Annotated in this window: 14 protein-coding genes and 2 tRNA genes; 14 read left to right on the forward strand and 2 right to left on the reverse strand. The window is 68.1% G+C overall.

Annotated features, from left to right (window positions below):
* Positions 1-13: 13 nt before the first annotated feature.
* Positions 14-87, reverse strand: a tRNA-Gly gene (locus CES90_RS09150).
* Between the two features lie 177 nt (positions 88-264).
* On the opposite strand from CES90_RS09150, the gene CES90_RS09155 reads away from it, so the two are divergent.
* The 5 genes from CES90_RS09155 (at position 265) to clpX (ending at position 5,303) form a co-directional block, all read left to right on the forward strand.
* Positions 265-341: transfer RNA gene (locus tag CES90_RS09155), tRNA-Pro, on the forward strand.
* Positions 342-551: 210 nt separating this feature from the next.
* Positions 552-1,973, forward strand: a complete 1,422-nt coding sequence (gene tig, locus CES90_RS09160) for a trigger factor (protein WP_189781435.1) — start codon at positions 552-554, stop codon at positions 1,971-1,973.
* Positions 1,974-2,440: 467 nt separating this feature from the next.
* A complete protein-coding gene (locus CES90_RS09165; RefSeq protein ID WP_189781525.1) occupies positions 2,441-3,055 on the forward strand; it encodes an ATP-dependent Clp protease proteolytic subunit in 615 nt (204 codons plus the stop codon).
* A 79-nt stretch (positions 3,056-3,134) separates the two neighbouring features.
* Positions 3,135-3,815: an ATP-dependent Clp protease proteolytic subunit gene (locus CES90_RS09170; protein WP_189781434.1), complete on the forward strand. Its 681-nt coding sequence runs from the start codon at positions 3,135-3,137 to the stop codon at positions 3,813-3,815.
* A gap of 201 nt (positions 3,816-4,016) precedes the next feature.
* Entirely contained in the window at positions 4,017-5,303 is a 1,287-nt protein-coding gene (gene clpX, locus CES90_RS09175) for an ATP-dependent Clp protease ATP-binding subunit ClpX (protein ID WP_189781433.1), read from the forward strand.
* Between the two features lie 533 nt (positions 5,304-5,836).
* Here the strand turns inward: clpX and CES90_RS09180 are convergent.
* Positions 5,837-6,817: a hypothetical protein gene (locus CES90_RS09180; RefSeq protein WP_189781432.1), complete on the reverse strand. Its 981-nt coding sequence runs from the start codon at positions 6,815-6,817 to the stop codon at positions 5,837-5,839.
* A gap of 137 nt (positions 6,818-6,954) precedes the next feature.
* Here CES90_RS09180 and CES90_RS09185 point away from each other — a divergent pair, with 137 nt between their 5' ends.
* The 9 genes from CES90_RS09185 (at position 6,955) to rodA (ending at position 19,542) form a co-directional block, all read left to right on the forward strand.
* A complete protein-coding gene (locus CES90_RS09185) occupies positions 6,955-9,585 on the forward strand; it encodes a valine--tRNA ligase (protein ID WP_189781431.1) in 2,631 nt (876 codons plus the stop codon).
* 294 nt (positions 9,586-9,879) lie between these two features.
* Positions 9,880-11,385 (forward strand): bifunctional tetrahydrofolate synthase/dihydrofolate synthase, encoded by a 1,506-nt coding sequence (folC, locus tag CES90_RS09190; protein WP_189781430.1) that lies wholly within the window; start codon positions 9,880-9,882, stop codon positions 11,383-11,385.
* A 10-nt stretch (positions 11,386-11,395) separates the two neighbouring features.
* The gene (locus CES90_RS09195; protein ID WP_189781429.1) at positions 11,396-11,758 is read left to right on the forward strand and encodes a DUF4233 domain-containing protein; all 363 of its coding nucleotides are present in this window, start codon (positions 11,396-11,398) and stop codon (positions 11,756-11,758) included.
* 74 nt (positions 11,759-11,832) lie between these two features.
* Positions 11,833-12,246 (forward strand): nucleoside-diphosphate kinase, encoded by a 414-nt coding sequence (gene ndk / locus CES90_RS09200; protein ID WP_189781428.1) that lies wholly within the window; start codon positions 11,833-11,835, stop codon positions 12,244-12,246.
* Positions 12,247-12,741: 495 nt separating this feature from the next.
* On the forward strand, positions 12,742-13,761 hold the full coding sequence (locus tag CES90_RS09205) for a rod shape-determining protein (RefSeq protein ID WP_004931372.1): 1,020 nt from the start codon (positions 12,742-12,744) through the stop codon (positions 13,759-13,761).
* A gap of 176 nt (positions 13,762-13,937) precedes the next feature.
* A complete protein-coding gene (gene mreC, locus CES90_RS09210; protein ID WP_189781427.1) occupies positions 13,938-14,882 on the forward strand; it encodes a rod shape-determining protein MreC in 945 nt (314 codons plus the stop codon).
* A 21-nt stretch (positions 14,883-14,903) separates the two neighbouring features.
* A complete protein-coding gene (gene mreD, locus CES90_RS09215) occupies positions 14,904-15,575 on the forward strand; it encodes a rod shape-determining protein MreD (RefSeq protein ID WP_189781426.1) in 672 nt (223 codons plus the stop codon).
* A gap of 257 nt (positions 15,576-15,832) precedes the next feature.
* Positions 15,833-18,349, forward strand: a complete 2,517-nt coding sequence (mrdA, locus tag CES90_RS09220) for a penicillin-binding protein 2 (RefSeq protein WP_189781425.1) — start codon at positions 15,833-15,835, stop codon at positions 18,347-18,349.
* A complete protein-coding gene (gene rodA, locus CES90_RS09225; RefSeq protein ID WP_189781424.1) occupies positions 18,346-19,542 on the forward strand; it encodes a rod shape-determining protein RodA in 1,197 nt (398 codons plus the stop codon). The genes mrdA and rodA overlap by 4 nt, the downstream gene beginning before the upstream one ends.
* Positions 19,543-19,669: the final 127 nt, after the last annotated feature.

A 19,669-nucleotide genomic window follows, 5' to 3' on the forward strand; every position in this document is an offset into this window, starting at 1 on the left:
GGCCGGAGGTCCGTGGAGCGGGCGACGGGAATCGAACCCGCGTAGCTAGTTTGGAAGACTAGGGCTCTACCATTGAGCTACGCCCGCACAGGTCGCGCCGCAGGTCGGGCGACCGCGGCACAGAAGGCATCGTAGCGGGTCGGGTGCCCTCGCCGCACACCCCTTCCGGCCCGCGCCCGGCGTCCGCCGTCGCGTGCGCCCGCGCACTCGGTAAATGCGGCGTCCGTGCTGTCCTCGGGCATGTACCCTACGTGTCGCACCAGACGGGGTGTGGCGCAGCTTGGTAGCGCGTCCGCTTTGGGAGCGGAAGGCCGTGGGTTCAAATCCCGCCACCCCGACCACCGTGCCGGACGGTACGTCCGACACCTGCAAGATCACCTTTTGGGGCGTGTGCCGCCTGCGGTTACTATGCAAGCTGCGCGCCCGTGTGTCTGCACTGTTACGTCTCTCAAGGGCCGCTAATCCGCTGAGGCGCTGCTCGGTCGTCTTTCATGATCCGGGCAGAGGCACCCAGCAGACCCCCAAGAAGTCAGCCACAAGGAGACCGAACCGTGAAGAGCGCCGTGGAGACCCTGAACCCGACCCGGGTTCGGCTCACTGTTGAGGTGCCCTTCGAGGAGCTCAAGGACAGCCTCGACGCGGCGTACAAGAAGATCAACCAGCAGGTCACGGTGAAGGGCTTCCGCAAGGGCAAGATCCCGGCCCGCATCATCGACCAGCGGTTCGGCCGCGGTGCGGTCCTGGAGGAGGCGGTCAACGACGCGCTTCCGAGGTTCTACACCGACGCGGTCAACGAGGCCGAGCTCAACGTCCTCGGTCAGCCCGAGGTCGACATCACGGAGCTGAAGGACGGCGAGACGCTGAACTTCACCGCCGAGGTCGACGTCCGCCCGACCATCGAGATCCCGGACTACTCCGGCATCGAGGTCGAGGTCGACGCCGTCGAGGTCACCGAAGAGGACATCGACAAGGCCGTCGAGCAGCTCCGCGAGCGCTTCGCCTCGACCTCCCCGGTCGAGCGCGCCGCCGAGGACGGCGACGTGGTCACGATCGACCTGGAGGCCAAGGTCGACGGCGAGGTCCTGGAGGACGGCGTCGCCGAGGGCGTCTCCTACACCATCGGCTCCGGCGAGCTGCTGGACGGCATCGACGACGCCGTGAAGGGCCTGGAGGCCGGGGCCGAGGCCACCTTCACCTCCGAGCTCAAGGGCGGCTCCGCGGCCGGCAAGGAGGCCGAGGTCACCGTCAAGGTCACCCAGGTCGCCGCCCGAGAGCTCCCGGCCCTGGACGACGAGTTCGCCCAGCTCGCCTCCGAGTTCGACACCCTCGAGGAGCTGCGCGCCGACAGCCGCACGCGCCTGGAGAACATGAAGCAGTACGACCAGGCCACGCAGGCCCAGGAGCGCGTCCTGGAGAAGCTGCTGGAGCTCGTCGAGGTGCCCGTCCCCGAGAAGCTGCTCGAGGACGAGATCAACACCCGCAAGCACAACCTGGAGCACCACCAGCTCGGCCAGATGGGCCTCGACCTCGCGAAGTACCTGGAGATCCAGGGCAAGACCGAGGAGGAGTTCGAGACCGAGACCAAGGAAGCCGCGGTCAAGGGCATCAAGACCCAGTTCGTCCTCGACGAGCTGGTCGCCAAGGAGAAGCTGAACGTCAACCAGGAGGAGCTCACCGAGCACCTCATGCGCCGCGCCGCCTCCTCCGGCATGTCCCCCGACCAGTTCGCCCAGGCCGTCGTCCAGAACAACCAGGTCCAGCTCCTGGTCGGCGAGGTCGCCCGCGGCAAGGCCCTGGCCCTGGTCGTCGAGGCCTCCACGGTGAAGGACACCAACGGCGAGATCGTCGACCTGGACGACGAGGAGGAAGAGGGCACCGAGGGCTCCGCCGAGGCCGCCGAGGAGACCCCGGCCGCCGCTGAGGGCGCCGAGGGCTCCGCCGGGACCGAGGGCGACGAAAAGGCCGACGCCTGACCACTCCGCTCATGAGCCGTGACGGGCCTCCGGGACACTTGTGACCCGGGGGCCCGTCGGCCTACCTGAGGGGGCGCGGGCTGTGTACCTATGCGGCTTGGCCGCGCGGGCGTGATCAGCCCACGACAAGCCGCACTCGCCGATGCGCCGGGCGTGGCAGACGCGTCTGCGGCCCGTCCGTGGCCGGTCGCGCAGTTCCCCGCGCCCCCTGGGCGGGCCGTGAGCTACCTGGCACCCACGGCCCCATCACCGGGAGCCACCTGGCACCCACGGCCCCATCAGCGGAGCGCACACGCATGCGCTGACAGCGAACAGTTCCCTCTGCGGGATTCACCGGCGGAGCCTCCGCGTTAGGGTCCATGAATAGGGGCCGGAGCACTCGGCGAAACCGCCGGAGGCCCCCGCAGGGAAACGTGAGACGGCCCGGCGCCGTCGTAAGACGAGCAGGTGGATACGTGACGAATCTGATGCCCTCCGCCGCCGGCGAGCCTTCCATCGGCGGTGGCCTCGGCGACCATGTCTACAACCGGCTGCTCAACGAGCGGATCATCTTCCTCGGCCAGCCGGTCGACGACGACATCGCGAACAGGATCACCGCACAGCTGCTGCTCCTTGCCGCCGACCCGGACAAGGACATCAACCTGTACATCAACAGCCCGGGCGGTTCGATCACGGCCGGTATGGCGATCTACGACACCATGCAGTTCATCAAGAACGACGTGGTGACCATCGCCATGGGTCTCGCGGCCTCGATGGGGCAGTTCCTGCTCAGCGCGGGCACGCCGGGCAAGCGCTTCGCGCTGCCGAACGCCGAGATCCTGATCCACCAGCCCTCCGCGGGCCTGGCGGGCTCGGCCTCCGACATCAAGATCCACGCCGAGCGGCTGCTGCACACCAAGAAGCGCATGGCCGAGCTGACGTCCCAGCACACGGGCCAGTCGGTCGAGCAGATCACCCGCGACTCGGACCGTGACCGCTGGTTCGACGCCTACGAGGCCAAGGAGTACGGCCTCATCGACGACGTCATCGCCACCGCGGCGGGCATGCCGGGCGGCGGCGGCACCGGGGCCGGGCAGGCGTGACGGCGGCCGCCGACACGTACACCCCCGTAAAGCCCTCAGCCGACCGCCTCAGCCCCTCTCAGGCTCCCAGGAGACCCCAGTGAACGACTTCCCCGGCAGCGGCCTCTACGACAGCGCACGCGCCCAGTACACCGGCCCCTCGGCCGAGTCCCGCTACGTGATCCCCCGCTTCGTGGAGCGCACCTCGCAGGGCATCCGCGAGTACGACCCGTACGCGAAGCTCTTCGAGGAGCGGGTGATCTTCCTCGGCGTCCAGATCGACGACGCCTCCGCCAACGACGTCATGGCGCAGCTGCTGTGCCTGGAGTCGATGGACCCCGACCGTGACATCTCGGTCTACATCAACAGCCCCGGCGGCTCCTTCACCGCGCTGACGGCGATCTACGACACGATGCAGTTCGTCAAGCCGGACATCCAGACGGTCTGCATGGGCCAGGCCGCCTCCGCCGCCGCGATCCTGCTGGCCGCCGGTACGCCCGGCAAGCGCATGGCGCTGCCGAACGCCCGCGTCCTGATCCACCAGCCGTACAGCGAGACCGGCCGCGGTCAGGTCTCCGACCTGGAGATCGCCGCCAACGAGATCCTCCGGATGCGTGCGCAGCTGGAGGAGATGCTGGCCAAGCACTCCACCACGCCGATCGAGAAGATCCGCGAGGACATCGAGCGGGACAAGATCCTCACGGCCGAGGACGCGCTGTCGTACGGCCTGATCGATCAGATCATTTCCACCCGCAAGATGAACAACAGCAGCGTCCGCTGACGCGGAAGGCTGTATTGTCTGCCGCCCCTTGGCATGGTTGGCACCGTTTGACCCAGTGCACGGCAAGGTGCACGTCAAAGCGAACCATGCCAAGGGGGGCCCGAACGGGGGGCCCGGCAAGGTACCGTCGACATAAGGCAGCACCAGGAGCCGCTGGATTCCAAGTGTCCAGGCGTCTCCCAGGCGAAGGGGAAGCACACCGTGGCACGCATCGGTGACGGCGGCGATCTGCTCAAGTGCTCGTTCTGCGGCAAGAGCCAGAAGCAGGTCAAGAAGCTCATCGCAGGGCCCGGTGTGTACATCTGCGACGAGTGCATCGACCTCTGCAACGAGATCATCGAGGAAGAGCTCGCGGAGACCAGCGAGGTCCGCTGGGAGGAACTCCCGAAGCCCCGCGAGATCTACGAGTTCCTCGAGGGCTACGTGGTCGGCCAGGAGGCCGCCAAGAAGGCCCTCTCCGTCGCGGTGTACAACCACTACAAGCGGGTCCAGGCCGGTGAGAACGGCGGCGGCCAAAACCGCGAGGACGCCATCGAGTTGGCGAAGTCCAACATCCTCCTGCTGGGCCCCACGGGCTCCGGCAAGACCCTCCTCGCCCAGACCCTCGCGCGCATGCTGAACGTCCCGTTCGCGATCGCGGACGCGACGGCGCTCACGGAGGCGGGCTACGTCGGCGAGGACGTCGAGAACATCCTGTTGAAGCTCATTCAGGCGGCGGACTACGACGTCAAGAAGGCCGAGACGGGCATCATCTACATCGACGAGATCGACAAGGTGGCTCGAAAGAGCGAAAACCCCTCGATCACGCGCGACGTATCGGGTGAAGGCGTCCAACAGGCCCTGCTCAAGATCCTCGAAGGCACCACGGCCTCGGTCCCGCCCCAGGGCGGCCGCAAGCACCCCCACCAGGAATTCATCCAGATCGACACGACGAACGTCCTGTTCATCGTCGGCGGCGCCTTCGCGGGCCTGGAGAAGATCATCGAGTCCCGGGCCGGCGCGAAGGGCATCGGCTTCGGCGCGACGATCCGCTCGAAGCGCGAGCTGCAGTCCAAGGACCAGTTCGAGGACGTCATGCCGGAAGACCTGGTGAAGTTCGGCATGATCCCGGAGTTCATCGGCCGTCTCCCGGTCATCACCTCGGTCCACAACCTGGACCGCGAAGCCCTCCTCCAGATCCTGATCGAGCCCCGCAACGCCCTGGTGAAGCAGTACCAGCGCCTCTTCGAACTCGACGGCGTGGAACTGGACTTCGAACGCGAGGCACTGGAAGCCATCGCCGACCAGGCGATCCTCCGCCAGACCGGCGCCCGAGGCCTCCGCGCCATCATGGAAGAGGTCCTGATGTCGGTGATGTACGAGGTCCCGTCCCGCAAGGACGTGGCCCGAGTGGTCATCACCGCAGACGTCGTCCACTCCAACGTCAACCCGACCCTGATCCCGCGGGACGCGCGCGGGCGTGGACCGGGCGAACAGAAGACGGCGTAGCCGCCCGGCATTTGTGAAGAAAGGGGGCACCCGGCGAGATTCGTCGGGTGCCCTCTCTTCCGCCGATCTCCAACTGAATCAGGCCAAGTGATTCAGGCGACTTGTGTCATGAGCGCCTCAAATGATCTTCTTGTCTCCTCGGAGGTGACCACCCTGAGGAGATGCAACGGAAGGATCGTGGCGTGAAGGCAAGGCGTTCTTGGCAGCGTTGAGTGTGGTTGCGGTGGCGGGGGTCGTGCCGGTGGTTGCGGCTGGTTCGGCGCACGCCACCACTGCGCAGTGCGTGAACTACCTTGGCAGTCAGGGTTATGCGATAGGCCCGAGGGTAGGGGCGGCCTGCGCGTTTAGGCACCTGACCGGGCCATTCGACAGCAAGTACCCCAACCCCAATTGCTATTCGAGGCTGGTAGCCATAGGTGTCACCACATCGCATGCAATGAACGCTTGTCTGAAGGCCTGACAGGGCCGGTCGCAAGACTGAGGGCGCCCAGCTGTTGTTCTGGGCGCCCTCAGCATCATTGAGGCAAGCGACGTCAGGCCTCGACGCGCACTTCTTCGCGGAACTTCGCCGTGGTGTCCGCGGCGGCGGCCTGGTCCGCCGCCTTCCCGGCCATGATGCTCGCGTAGTCCATCGGAATCACGATGGCCACCGTGCTGTAGTCGCCCCACACACAGAACGACAGGTTCATCTCGCTCGGCCCGCCGCCCGTGCTGCCGTCGGTGGGCTCCATCTTGGCGTCCTGGCACTTCAGGACGGCGCCTTCGGCGGAGTCGTACTCCTTCGGGTCACCGACCATGGTGACCTTCACGTCCTCGTCGTCCTCCCCGGACTTGGACTGCATCTCGTCCAGCATGGCGTCGACGACCTTCTCGGGGTCCTCGATCTCGCCGTAGACGCCCGTGAACTGGAGCTGCTTCTGCGACAGAGGGTTGTTCTTGTCGCCGGACAGGTACCCGGCGCTGACGTTCTTGGGGTTCGTCACACCCCACTTCTCGGCCTCCGCCACGTCGTCGTCGGACATGGCGCCGCCGCTGCTGCCGTTCTTCTTGTACTCGGTGAGCACCGTCTCCGGCGTCGTCAGCTTGTGCGGTCCGTCGTCCGCGATGTCGGCGCCGCCGCCCCCGCCGATGATGAAGTACGCGCCCACGGCAACAGCGGCCACGACGGCCACCGCGCCGAGGATGATGCCGACCTTCTTGCCGCCGCCACCGCCGGAGGCGGGCGGCTGGGGCACCGTCGGGTAACCCGGCTGCTGCTGGCCGTACGGGGCCTGCTGACCGTAAGTCTGCTGCTGGCCGTACGGCGGGGTCTGGGGCGGGACGCCCTGGGGGGTCTGCTGCGGGTACCCGTAGCCCGGCTGCTGCGGAGGCGCCTGCTGCGGGTAGCCGTAGCCGGGCTGGGGGGCGGCCTGCGGCGGCTGCTGGCCGTAGGGGCCCTGCTGGCCGCCCGGCTGACCGTACGGTCCGGGCTGCTGGGGCTGCCCGCCGTACGGGCCCGGCTGGTTGTAACTCATGTTCTGGGTTCCCCTCCAGATGCTTATGTGTTTCAGACATCCTGGCGCAGACCTGAGGTGCACAACGCATCGGGGGTCACACCGTTACCGAAGAATCCGGTTTCGGGACGGCCCCGTCACACCTCTAAACTGAGCGGGTGACCGAGAACGCTCAGCAGCAGCCTTCAGCGCCCGCCACCGATCTGCCGACCCAGTACGCGCCGGCCGATGTAGAGGGGACGCTGTACGAGCGCTGGGTAGACAAGGGTTACTTCGCCGCCGACGCGAAGAGTGACAAGCCCGCGTACACCATCGTCATCCCGCCGCCGAACGTCACCGGCAGCCTGCACCTCGGGCACGCCTTCCAGCACACCCTCATGGACGCCCTCACGCGCCGCAAGCGCATGCAGGGTTACGAGTCCCTGTGGCTGCCCGGCATGGACCACGCCGGCATCGCCACACAGAACAAGGTCGAGCAGCAGCTCGCCGAAGAGGGCAAGTCCCGCCACGACCTGGGGCGCGAGGAGTTCGTCGAGCGCGTCTGGCAGTGGAAGGAAGAGTACGGCGGCAAGATCCTCGGCCAGATGCGCCGGCTGGGAGACGGCGTCGACTGGAGCCGCGAGCGGTTCACCATGGACGAGGGCCTGTCCCGTGCCGTCCAGACCATCTTCAAGCGCCTCTACGACGACGAGCTGATCTACCGCGCCGAGCGCATCATCAACTGGTGTCCGCGCTGCCTCACCGCGATCTCCGACATCGAGGTCGAGCACCAGGAGGACTCCGGCGAGCTGGTCTCCATCCGGTACGGCGAGGGGGACGACTCCGTTGTCGTCGCCACCACGCGAGCCGAGACCATGCTCGGTGACACCGCCGTCGCCGTCCACCCGGACGACGAGCGGTACAAGCACCTTGTCGGCAAGCACATCAAGCTCCCGCTGACCGACCGTACGATCCCGGTCGTCGCCGACACCCACGTCGACCCGGAGTTCGGTACCGGCGCGGTCAAGGTCACCCCGGCCCACGACCCGAACGACTTCGCGATCGGCCAGCGCCACAACCTGCCGTCCATGACGATCATGGACGACCACGGCGTCATCACCGTCCACGGCCCGTTCCTCGGCCAGGACCGTTTCGAGGCCCGCTCCGCCGTCGTCGGCGCGCTGCGCTCGCAGGGCCGGATCGTCGCCGAGAAGCGCCCGTACGTCCACTCCGTCGGCCACTGCTCCCGCTGCAAGACCACGGTCGAGCCGCGGCTGTCCATGCAGTGGTGGGTCAAGGTCGCGCCCCTGGCCCAGGCCGCCGGTGACGCGGTCCGTGACGGCCGGGTCAAGATCCACCCCGAGGACATGTCGAAGCGCTACTTCGACTGGGTGGACAACATGTTCGACTGGTGCATCTCGCGTCAGCTCTGGTGGGGCCACCGCATCCCCGTCTGGTACGGCCCGAACGGCGAGACGGTCTGCGTCGGCCCCGACGAGGAGCCGCCCGGCACGGAGGCCGAGGGCTGGACCCAGGACACCGACGTCCTGGACACCTGGTTCTCCTCCGGCCTGTGGCCGTTCTCCACGCTGGGCTGGCCCGAACAGACCGAGGACCTGCGGAAGTTCTACTCCACGGACGTCCTGCTCACCGGCCACGACATCATCTTCTTCTGGGTCGCCCGGATGATGATGTTCGGCCTCTACGCCATGGACGGTGAGGTCCCCTTCAAGACCATCGCGCTGACCGGCCTGGTCCGCGACGAGCGCGGCAAGAAGATGTCGAAGTCCTTCGGCAACGTCGTCGACCCGCTCGACTGGATGGACAAGTACGGCTCCGACGCGCTCCGTTTCACCCTCGCGCGCGGCGCCAACCCGGGCACCGACGTCCCGATCGGCGAGGACTGGGTCCAGGCCTCCCGCAACTTCGCCAACAAGATCTGGAACGCGACGCGCTTCGCGCTGATGAACGGCGCGACGGTGGAGGGCGAGCTGCCGGCCGCCGAGAAGCTCTCGGCGACGGACCGCTGGATCCTCGCCCGCTTGAACGAGACGGTCGAGCAGGTCGACGCGTACTACGAGGACTTCCAGTTCGCCAAGCTCAGCGACGCCCTGTTCCACTTCGCGTGGGACGAGGTCTTCGACTGGTACGTCGAGCTGTCCAAGACGACGTTCCAGGCGGGCGGCGAGGCGGCCCAGGTCAGCCAGCGGGTCCTGGGCGAGGTCCTCGACGTCACGCTGCGGCTGCTGCACCCGGTCATCCCGTTCGTCACGGACACCCTGTGGACGACGCTGACCGGCGGCGAGTCCCTCGTGATCGCCGACTGGCCCAAGGACAGTGGCTTCCGTGACGAGGCCGCCGAGCGCGAGATCGAGCTGGTCCAGCGGGTCGTCACCGAGGTCCGCCGCTTCCGCGCCGACCAGGGCCTCCAGCCGGGCCAGCGCGTCCCGGCCCGCCTGACCCTCGACGGCACGGCCCTGGCCCCGCACGAGGCCGCGATCCGCCAGCTCCTCCGCCTCCAGCCGGAGGGCGAGGGCTTCGCGGCCACGGCGACCCTGCCGGTGGCGGGTGCCGAGGTCGCCCTCGACCTCTCCGGCGTGATCGACGTCGCCGCCGAGCGCAAGCGGCTCGCGAAGGATCTCGCGGCGGCGGAGAAGGAGAAGGCCCAGGCCACGGCCAAGCTCGGCAACGAGGCGTTCCTCGCGAAGGCGCCTGACCAGGTCGTGGAGAAGATCCGCGGGCGCCTCGCGAAGGCGGACGAGGACATCGCGCGGATCGCCGCGCAGCTGGAGCGGTTGCCGAGGGCGTAACCCTCCGGATCGCGTACGTGGGTGAAGGCCCCGGTGTCCGTTGGGCACCGGGGTTTTCGCCGTCCGGGGGCAGGTCCCGCAACTCGCGCTACGAGGTGCCGCTACCCCACCCTCCCCCACGCTCGGTTTCGCTCGAGCGGGAGGTACCCCATCGCCCCAGCGGCAGGACTGCCCGCAGCTACGACGGGTCCCGTAAGGGGCGCGGGGAACTGCGCGAGTAACCACCTACTACCTGCAGCCGCCCCACAACGGGTACCTCCGAGCTACTGGGCGCCCGATCCGTAGACTGGCCCCGTGAGCGAACGCAGTGACCAGCCCGAGCCGATCGACCCCTTCGAGGAGATCATCGCGGCCGAGACCGACCGGGACCCGGACCTCGCGGTCATCGAGGCCGGCAGCCGTACCCTGCGTGCCCAGGGCGGTGCGCCGCAGGCAGACGTACCCGCTCGCCCAGGGGACCCCGAGGTCGACAAGGCCCTGCGCGAGGTCGAGGCGGAGCTGGCGACGCGGTGGGGTGAGACCAAGCTGGAGCCTTCGGTCGCCCGGATCGCCGCGCTCATGGACGTCCTCGGCGAGCCACAGCGCTCGTACCCCTCCCTCCACATCACCGGCACCAACGGCAAGACCTCCACGGCCCGCATGATCGAGGCCCTCCTCGGCGCCTTCGAACTGCGCACCGGCCGCTACACCTCCCCGCACGTCCAGTCGATCACGGAGCGGATCAGCCTGGACGGCGCCCCGATCTCCGCCGAGCGGTTCATCGAGACGTACGAGGACATCAAGCCGTACGTGGAGATGGTGGACGCCTCCCAGGAGTACCGGCTCTCCTTCTTCGAGGTGCTGACCGGCATGGCGTACGCCGCCTTCGCCGACGCGCCCGTCGACGTGGCCGTCGTCGAGGTCGGCATGGGCGGCTCCTGGGACGCCACGAACGTCATCGACGGGGACGTCGCCGTCGTCACCCCCATCGATCTCGACCACACCGACCGGCTGGGCGCCACGCCCGCCGAGATCGCCGTCGAGAAGGCCGGGATCATCAAGCAGGACGCGACCGTGATCCTGGCCCAGCAGCCGGTCGACGCGGCGCAGGTGATGCTGAAGAAGGCCGTGGAGGTCGACGCGACGGTGGCCCGGGAAGGGCTGGAGTTCGGGGTCGTCTCGCGGCAGGTCGCCGTCGGCGGGCAGATGCTCACCCTGCGCGGCCTCGGCGGCGAGTACCCGGAGGTGTACCTCCCGCTGCACGGCCCGTACCAGGCGCACAACGCGGCCGTCGCCCTCGCGGCGGTCGAGGCGTTCTTCGGCGTCGGCTCCCAGCGGCCCGAGCCGCTCGACATGGACACGGTCCGCAAGGCGTTCGCGGCGGTGTCGTCGCCGGGCCGCCTCGAAGTCGTACGGCGGTCCCCGACCGTCGTGCTGGACGCCGCGCACAACCCGGCGGGCGCGCGGGCCACGGCCGAGGCCGTCGGTGAGGCGTTCGACTTCAGCCGGCTGATCGGCGTCGTAGGAGCAAGCGGCGACAAGAACGTACGAGGTCTCCTTGAGGCCTTCGAGCCGATCTTCGCCGAGGTCGTGATCACCCAGAACTCCAGCCACCGTGCCATGGACGCCGACGAACTGGCCGCGATAGCGGTCGAGGTGTTCGGCGAGGAGCGGGTGCAGGTCGAGCCGCGGTTGCCGGACGCCCTGGAGGCGGCGATCACACTCGCCGAGGAGGAGGGTGAGTTCGCGGGCGGCGGCGTCCTCGTCACCGGTTCCGTCATCACCGTCGGCGAAGCCCGGCTGCTGCTGGGGAAGGGCTGAGTCTCACATCATGCGTACCCTCTGTGCTTCGACCCTGATCGGCGAGTTCTTCGTGATCGGCTTCGCGGGGCTGGTCGCGATGAAGGACCCCGACCTGACCATGACCACGGTCTGGACGGTCAGCGGCATCGCCATGTTCCTGTGCCTCGTGCTGTGCGGGCTCGTCACCCGACCCGGCGGCATCCAGCTCGGCTGGGCCCTCCAGATCGCGCTGATCCTCTCCGGGTTCTTCGTTCCGACCATGTTCTTCATGGGCGCGGTGTTCGCGGCCCTGTGGTGGGCGTCGGTCCACTTCGGACGGAAGGTGGACGAGGCGAAGGCACGCTTCGCGGCCCAGGCGTCGGCGGAGGAGTCCGCCGCCGGGGCTTCCTGACGCTGCGTAACACTCGTTCGGGCTCGCCCTGTAGCCTCTGAGCTCCGCACACTTGTGAAGAAGGAGTCACCACCGTGAGCCAGCGCACCCTCGTCCTCCTCAAGCCCGACGCCGTCCGGCGCGGCCTGACCGGCGAGATCATCAGCCGTATCGAGCGGAAGGCCGGCTGGCAGATCACCGCGCTGGAACTGCGGACGCTGGACCAGGAGACGCTGGAGCAGCACTACGGGGAGCACAAGGGCAAGCCGTTCTACGAGCCGCTGGTCGAGTTCATGGCCTCCGGTCCCGTCGTCGCGCTGGTCGTCGAGGGCGAGCGGGTCATCGAGGGTGTGCGGGCGCTGGCCGGTCCGACCGACCCGATCGCCGCGGCGCCCGGGTCCATCCGCGGTGACTACGGCGTGATCGTGCGGGAGAACCTGATCCACGCGTCGGACTCCGAGGAGTCCGCGGAGCGCGAGCTGAAGATCTTCTTCCCCGGCCGCGCGTAACACCTTCCGGCGGGGGCTCAAGTCTTACAGGCCCCCGCCGAGTTCATCCGTCTCGGCTTCGCTCGAGCGGGGGGACCCCCATCGAGGGCCTTTGTCCGGCACGCCGAGGGCACGCACCGAACACCGCAGGTACCGCACGGGACTTCCAACACACCCCCTAACACCCGATCGGCCCAACCGACTTCACCAAACCCACCCCGTGCCGGCCCGAGGGCGTAACCCAAGGTGAACCCCGGCCTGAAATGCTTGCCGTGTCCCGGCATATGCGTGCCGATCGGGGGAACGCGCACCCCCGATGGATCGTCTCCAGAGGCGAGGCGGCGCATCGCGTGCCCACAATGGCGAAGACCCTCGCGCAGTGTTCGTGCGGGCGAGACTACGATGTAAGCCTTCACGTCACAGCACCCACTTCGCCGACCTGAAACGCCCTGAAAAGCTCTCAAAAGCCCTCAGGCTCCACTTGGGAAGGCCAGACGAATCCTGATGGGGAACTCAATGTCGTTCATCGGCCGTGACATGGCTGTCGACCTCGGGACCGCCAACACGCTGGTGTACGTCAGGGGTCGCGGGATCGTGTTGAACGAGCCGTCCGTCGTCGCGATCAACACCAACACCGGTGGCATCCTCGCGGTCGGCGCGGAGGCGAAGAAGATGATCGGGCGGACGCCGGGCAACATCGTTGCCGTACGTCCGTTGAAGGATGGTGTCATCGCCGACTTCGAGATCACCGAGCGAATGCTCCGCTACTTCATCCTGAAGATCCACAAGCGGCGGTATCTCGCCCGTCCTCGGGTCGTCGTCTGTGTGCCGTCCGGTATCACCGGTGTCGAGCGGCGCGCCGTCATCGAGGCGTCCTCCCAGGCCGGCGCCCGCCAGGTGCACATCATCGAGGAGCCGATGGCCGCGGCCATCGGCTCCGGCCTGCCGGTCCACGAGGCCACGGGCAACATGGTGGTGGACATCGGCGGCGGCACCACGGAGGTCGCGGTCATCTCCCTCGGCGGCATCGTCACCGCCCAGTCCATCCGCGTCGCCGGTGACGAGTTGGACAACGCGATCATCCAGCACATCAAGAAGGAGTACTCGCTCCTTCTCGGTGAGCGGACGGCCGAACAGATCAAGATCACGATCGGTTCGGCGTACGACCTCGACGCTGACGAGCACACCGAAATCCGTGGCCGGGACCTGGTGTCCGGGCTGCCCAAGACCGTTGTCATCTCCGCCGCCGAAGTGCGGAAGGCGATCGAGGAACCCGTCAACGCCATCGTCGATGCCGTCAAGACGACCCTCGACAAATGCCCGCCGGAACTCTCCGGCGACATCATGGACCGCGGCATCGTCCTCACCGGCGGCGGCGCCCTGCTCCGCGGCCTCGACGAGCGGCTGCGCCGTGAGACCGGTATGCCGATCCACATCGCAGAGGACCCGCTGGACAGCGTGGCGCTCGGCTCCGGCAAGTGCGTCGAGGAGTTCGAGGCGTTGCAGCAGGTGCTCGACGCCCAGCCCCGCAGATGACGTCACACGTCGATTCCGCCGTACGAGACGATCTCTTCTCGTGCGGCGGATCGTTGATATAGAGGCAATAAGCTCCCACAAAGGCGCCCCTGTGGTTCCCGTCCCGGGTCTCCCAGGGGCTACCCGAATTCCCCAATTCCTGTCGAATTCCTATGAGGAAGGCACGGCCGCCGCACGTGAGGGACACACGAGAGAGCCGGCTGCTCCTGGTGCTGCTGGTCGCCGTCGCGTTCGCGCTGATCACGGTGGACATCCGCGGTGGGAAGGATTCACCGGTCGACGGTGCCCGACGTGCCGCGGCGACCGTGTTCGGCCCGATCGAGGACGGCGTGTCGACCGCCGTCGACCCGATCGGCAACGCCATAAGCGCGATCCGTGAATCCGGCTCTCGTCACGACCGTCTCGCCGCGCTGGAGAAGGAGAACGCCGAACTGAAGGCGTCCCTCGGCAGCGACGACCGCAACAGCAGCCGGGTCGAGCAGCTCGACAAGATCCTCAAGTCCGCCGCGAACGGTCAGTACGGCATCAAGGGCGCCGAGGTCATCGCCATAGGAGCGGCCCAGGGTTTCTCCTGGACCGTCACCATCGACATCGGCAGCAACGACGGCGTCACCCGTGACATGACCGTCCTCAATGGGGACGGGCTCGTCGGCCGGGTCACCACCGTCGGCCCGAACACCGCGACCGTGCTCCTCGCCAACGACCCCGACTTCACCGTCGGCACGCGCATGGAGGCCACCGACGAACTGGGCTTCGCCTCCGGCCAGGGCGACCGCCCGCTGCGCGTCGAACTCCTCAACGGCAAGGCCAAGGTGAAGGAGGGCGACCGCCTCGTCACCTTCGGCTCGCAGGCCGACAAGCCGTTCGTGCCCGGTGTCCCGGTCGGTGTCGTCTCCCGCGTCGACCCCTCCCGCGGCGATCTGACCCGCACGCTCTACGTCAAGCCGTACGTGGCCTTCACCCAGCTCGACATCGTCGGCGTCGTCGTCCAGCCACCGCGCAAGGACCCGCGCGACACCGTCCTGCCGGACAAGCCGAAAGCCACCCCCACGCCGACCGTGACGGTGACGGTCACGCCCGATGCCGAGGCACCCCTCGACGGCCAACCGGACGAGCAGTAGGACAACAGGAGCTGACACCCCATGCGCTTCAACCGGATGCTGCTCTCCACCACCCTGGTGATCGTCGCCCTGGTGCTTCAGGTGAGCGTCCTTGCCCGCCTCCACCTCCCGGGCGCCGTACCTGACTTGGTACTCCTCACCGTGCTCGGCCTCGCCCTGGTCTACGGCCATGTCGGCGGCGCGCTGATCGGCTTCGGCGCCGGGCTGCTGTCCGACCTCGCCCCGCCCGCCGACCACGCCGCCGGGCGGTACGCCCTGGTGCTGTGCGTCATCGGCTACCTCGCGGGGCTGGCGAAGCCCGAGACCGGCCGGCTCAAGTCGGCGACCGGACCGATGGCCGTGGTCGTCGTCGCCGCGCTCGGCTCGACCCTCCTGTACGCCGGTGTCGGCGCCCTCGTCGGCGACGACGCGGCCCGCCATGTCGGCCTTCCCAGCCTGCTGTTCACGGCCGTCCTGTACGACCTGCTGCTCGCGCCGTTCGTCGTCCCCGGCCTCATGGCGCTCGCCCGACGCGCCGAGAACGATCCGCTCGCCGACACCAACAACGCGGCCAAGGCGGCCGATGTCTCCTCGGGCTGGCTCTCCTCCGGGACCGGCCTGCGCATCGGCGGCCAACGCGGCGGACTCCGCCTGAAGGCCGCGCGCTCCCGGGTCGCCCGGGCGGGCCGCATCAAGGGGGTCAAGCGGCTGTGACGACACATCAGGCTCGTTCGTCCCAGGCTCGTTCATCCCCGGCTCGTTCGTCCCAGGCTCGTTCACCCCAGGCTGGTTCGTCCCAGGCTCGTTCACCCCAGGCTGGTTCGTCGCAGGCTCGATCGTCTCAGGCTCGTTCGGCGGGCATGGGAACCGATCGTGGTCGAGCGGTGTACTCCAATTACCTGAATCACGTGAATGACCTGAATCACGTGAAGCACGTGCATCACCCGTACACGCACTGAGAGGGGGAGGCAGTGACCAACATCCCGGAGACCGGGCGGACCCCACGGGTCCAGATCCGGCTCGTCATCATCCAGATCCTCGTCTTCTCCCTCCTGGGCACCCTCGGCGGCCGCCTCTGGTACCTCCAGATCCGCGAAGGCGACGCCTACGCCAAGGAGGCATCGGGCAACCACGTCCAGCAGGTCGTGCAGCCCGCCGTGCGCGGCTCGATCCTCGACGCGCGCGGCGTCCCCATCGCCGACAACGAGACCCGGCTGGTGGTCTCCGCCTCCCGCACCGAGCTGCTGAAGATGGACGACGACGGCAAGGCCGTCCTCACCAAGCTCGCCGGCGTCCTGGACATGAAGCCCAAGGAGGTCATGGACAAGGTCCGCCTGTGCGACTCGGAGACGCCGCAGCCGTGTTGGAACGGCTCGCCGTACCAGCCGATCCCCATCACCGACGAGGCCACCGCCAAGCAGGCCCTGCAGATCCGCGAGCGCTCCGAGGACTTCCCCGGCATCACGGCGGAGCCCCAGGCCGTCCGCCGGTACGCCAGCCCGGGCGGCTCCAACACCGCGCAGGTCCTCGGCTATCTCTCCCCGGTCACCGACGAGGAGATCACCAAGGCCCAGGACACCGACTCGCCGTACCTGCGCTCCGACCAGGTCGGCCGCAGCGGCCTGGAGCGCCGGTACGACAAGGAGCTGCGCGGCAAGGCAGGCGTCACCCGCTACGAGGTCGACAATCTCGGCCGCGTCATCGGCGAGGCCGAGTCGGACCCCGCCGAGCCCGGCGCCAACCTCGTCACCAGCATCGACGCCCGAGTGCAGCGCATCGCCGAGTACGAGCTCAACGAGGCGATGAAGGAAGCCCGCAAGCAGATGGACCGCAACACGGGGACGAACTACAAGGCCGACTCCGGTGCCGTCGTCGTCATGGAGGCCAAAACGGGCCGCGTCGTCGCCATGGCCTCCAACCCGGACTACGACCCCAACGCCTGGGTCGGCGGCATCTCCGCCAAGGACTACGCCAAGCTCACCGGCAAGAAGTCCAACTACCCGCTGCTGAACCGCGCGATCCAGGGCCAGTCGGCCCCCGGCTCCATCTTCAAGGTGGTCCCGACCGCCGCCGCGGTGAACGCGGGCTACTCCTTCAACGGCCCGTATGAATGCTCCAGTTCGTACTCGATCGGCGGCCAGGTCTTCAAGAACTTCGAGTCCAAGGGCTACGGGGCGATCAGCCTCGGCAAGGCTTTGGAGGTTTCCTGCGACACCGTCTTCTACCGCCTCTCCCACGAGGAGTGGAAGCGTGACGGTGGCATCAAGCCGAAGAAGAACGCCAACGACTGGTTCTACAAGACCGCCCACCAGTTCGGCCTCGGCGCCGAGACCGGCATCGACCTGCCCAACGAGGTCACCGGCCGCATCCCCGACCGCCAGTGGAAGCAGGACTACTGGAAGGCCAACAAGGACGCCTGGTGCAAGACCGGCAAGAAGGGCGGCACGTACGCGGAGCAGATCGCGTACGAGAACTGCCTCGAAGGCAACCGCATGCGCGCAGGTGACTCCGTCAACTACTCCATCGGCCAGGGCGACACCCTCGTCACCCCCATCCAGATGGCCACCATCTACGGGGCCATCTCCAACGGCGGCACCCTCTACGACCCCACCGTCGGCAAGGCGATCATCAGCGCCGACGGCAAGAGCGTGCAGGAGATCGATCCCAAGTCGCACGGCAAGCTGCCGATAGACAAGACCACGCTGGCCAAGATGGACGACGCCCTCGAGGGAGTCGCCACCCGCGGTACGGCAGCCTGGCGTTTCCAGGGCTGGCCGCAGGACGAGATCCCGATGCACGCCAAGACGGGTACCGCCGAGGTCTACGGCAAGCAGACGACGTCCTGGTTCGCCACGTACACCAAGGACTACTCGATCGTCATGACGATCTCCCAGGGTGGTACGGGCTCCGGCGCCTCGGCGCCCGCCGTGCGCAAGCTCTACAACGCGCTGTACGGCGTCTCCGAGGACGGCAAGATCGACAAGAAGAAGGCGCTGCTGCCGACCCCGCAGAAGGGCCTGCCGAAGATCGAGTCCGACGGCTCGATCGACGCCCCGAAGCTGGAGACGTACCCGCCGAAGAAGACCGAGGAGGAACTGGCCGAGGAGGAGGCCCAGACGGTGGCCGCCGGCCCGGAGGCCCAGCCGGTGTCCTTCGAGCAGGGTATGGGTGCCGTGATCGCCGTACCGGGCACCTGGGCCGTCGTCACCGAGCGAGGCGAGGGAGCCGTGGACACCGACCAACCGGCGGCGATCGTCAGCACACGCGGCGGCAACGGCAACCGCGCGGCGCGACGGCGTACCGGCTGCGGGCGCGCCGCAAAGGGGCGCGGGGCTGTATCGACATGCGGTTCCGCCGCGATGGGGGTCCCCCCGGTCGAGCGAAGCCGAGACTGGGGGAGCGACCAGCCACGACGACGCCGCAGCCGACCGACGACGGCGCGTCTCGGCACCCAAAGCGGAGCGCTCACGCGGAGGACGTCCGTATGACCGGCAACAGCTTCTCCGTCTCCGGGTACGGGCCCGAACGCTCCGGCTGGACCCGGCTGTTCGCCCGCGACTCCCTCGCCCGCCGGCTCGACTGGCCGATACTGTTCTCGGCCATCGCGCTCTCCCTCATCGGCGCGGCCCTCGTCTACTCGGCGACCCGCAACCGCACCGAGCTCAACCAGGGCGACCCGTACTACTTCCTCCTTCGGCACCTGCTCAACACCGGCATCGGCTTCGCCCTGATGGCCGGCACGGTCTGGCTCGGCCACCGCACCCTGCGCACGGCCGTGCCGATCCTCTACGGCATCTCGGTGCTGCTGATCCTGCTGGTGCTCACCCCGCTGGGCGCGACCATCAACGGCGCCCACGCGTGGATCGTCGTCGGCGGCGGCTTCTCGCTCCAGCCCTCCGAGTTCGTGAAGGTCACGATCATCCTCGGCATGGCGATGCTGCTGGCGGCCAGAGTCGACGCGGGCGACAAGCCCCACCCCGACCACCGCACGGTCGTCCAGGCCCTCGGCCTCGCCACCGTCCCGATACTGATCGTCCTGCTCATGCCCGACCTCGGCTCGGTCATGGTCATGGTGGTCATCGTCCTCGGCGTGCTGCTCACCTCCGGCGCGTCCAACCGTTGGATCTTCGGCCTCCTCGGCACGGGCGCGCTCGGCGCGGTGCTGGTCTGGCAGCTCGGGGTGCTCGACGAGTACCAGATCAACCGCTTCGCCGCGTTCGCCAACCCCGAGCTCGACCCGGCGGGTGTCGGCTACAACACCAACCAGGCCCGTATCGCCATCGGTTCCGGCGGGCTGCTCGGCACCGGGCTGTTCAAGGGTTCGCAGACGACCGGACAGTTCGTGCCCGAGCAGCAGACCGACTTCGTCTTCACGGTGGCGGGGGAGGAACTGGGCTTCGTCGGCGCCGGTTTGATCATCCTGCTGCTCGGTGTGGTCCTCTGGCGTGCGTGCCGGATCGCCCGCGAGACCACTGAGCTGTACGGCACGATCGTCGCCGGCGGCATCATCGCCTGGTTCGCGTTCCAGTCCTTCGAGAACATCGGGATGACCCTCGGAATCATGCCGGTGGCGGGCCTGCCGCTGCCGTTCGTGTCGTACGGAGGGTCGTCGATGTTCGCGGTGTGGGTGGCGGTGGGGTTGCTGCAGTCGATCAGGGTGCAGCGACCCATGTCGGCGTAGGAGCTCCGCTTGGAGAGCCGATGCGAAGCGTGGAGGGGCCGCGCGTTGTCAGGCGGCCGGCGGGCTCGTCGTGGCTGGTCGCGCAGTTCCCCGCGCCCCTTTGGGGCGCGGGTGGGTCTGCCCCTTT

This window comes from Streptomyces capitiformicae (assembly GCF_002214185.1).
GTDB classification, from domain to species: Bacteria; Actinomycetota; Actinomycetes; order Streptomycetales; family Streptomycetaceae; genus Streptomyces; species Streptomyces capitiformicae.

What these genes read in the sequence shown, in the direction of transcription:
- CES90_RS09205 (WP_004931372.1), top strand. Translation starts at nt 12,742, where the DNA reads ATGTCGTTCATCGGCCGTGACATGGCTGTCGACCTCGGGACCGCCAAC.
- rodA (WP_189781424.1), top strand. Translation starts at nt 18,346, where the DNA reads ATGACCGGCAACAGCTTCTCCGTCTCCGGGTACGGGCCCGAACGCTCC.
- mreD (WP_189781426.1), top strand. Translation starts at nt 14,904, where the DNA reads ATGCGCTTCAACCGGATGCTGCTCTCCACCACCCTGGTGATCGTCGCC.
- CES90_RS09180 (WP_189781432.1), bottom strand. Translation starts at nt 6,817, where the DNA reads ATGAGTTACAACCAGCCGGGCCCGTACGGCGGGCAGCCCCAGCAGCCC.
- CES90_RS09165 (WP_189781525.1), top strand. Translation starts at nt 2,441, where the DNA reads ATGCCCTCCGCCGCCGGCGAGCCTTCCATCGGCGGTGGCCTCGGCGAC.
- CES90_RS09195 (WP_189781429.1), top strand. Translation starts at nt 11,396, where the DNA reads ATGCGTACCCTCTGTGCTTCGACCCTGATCGGCGAGTTCTTCGTGATC.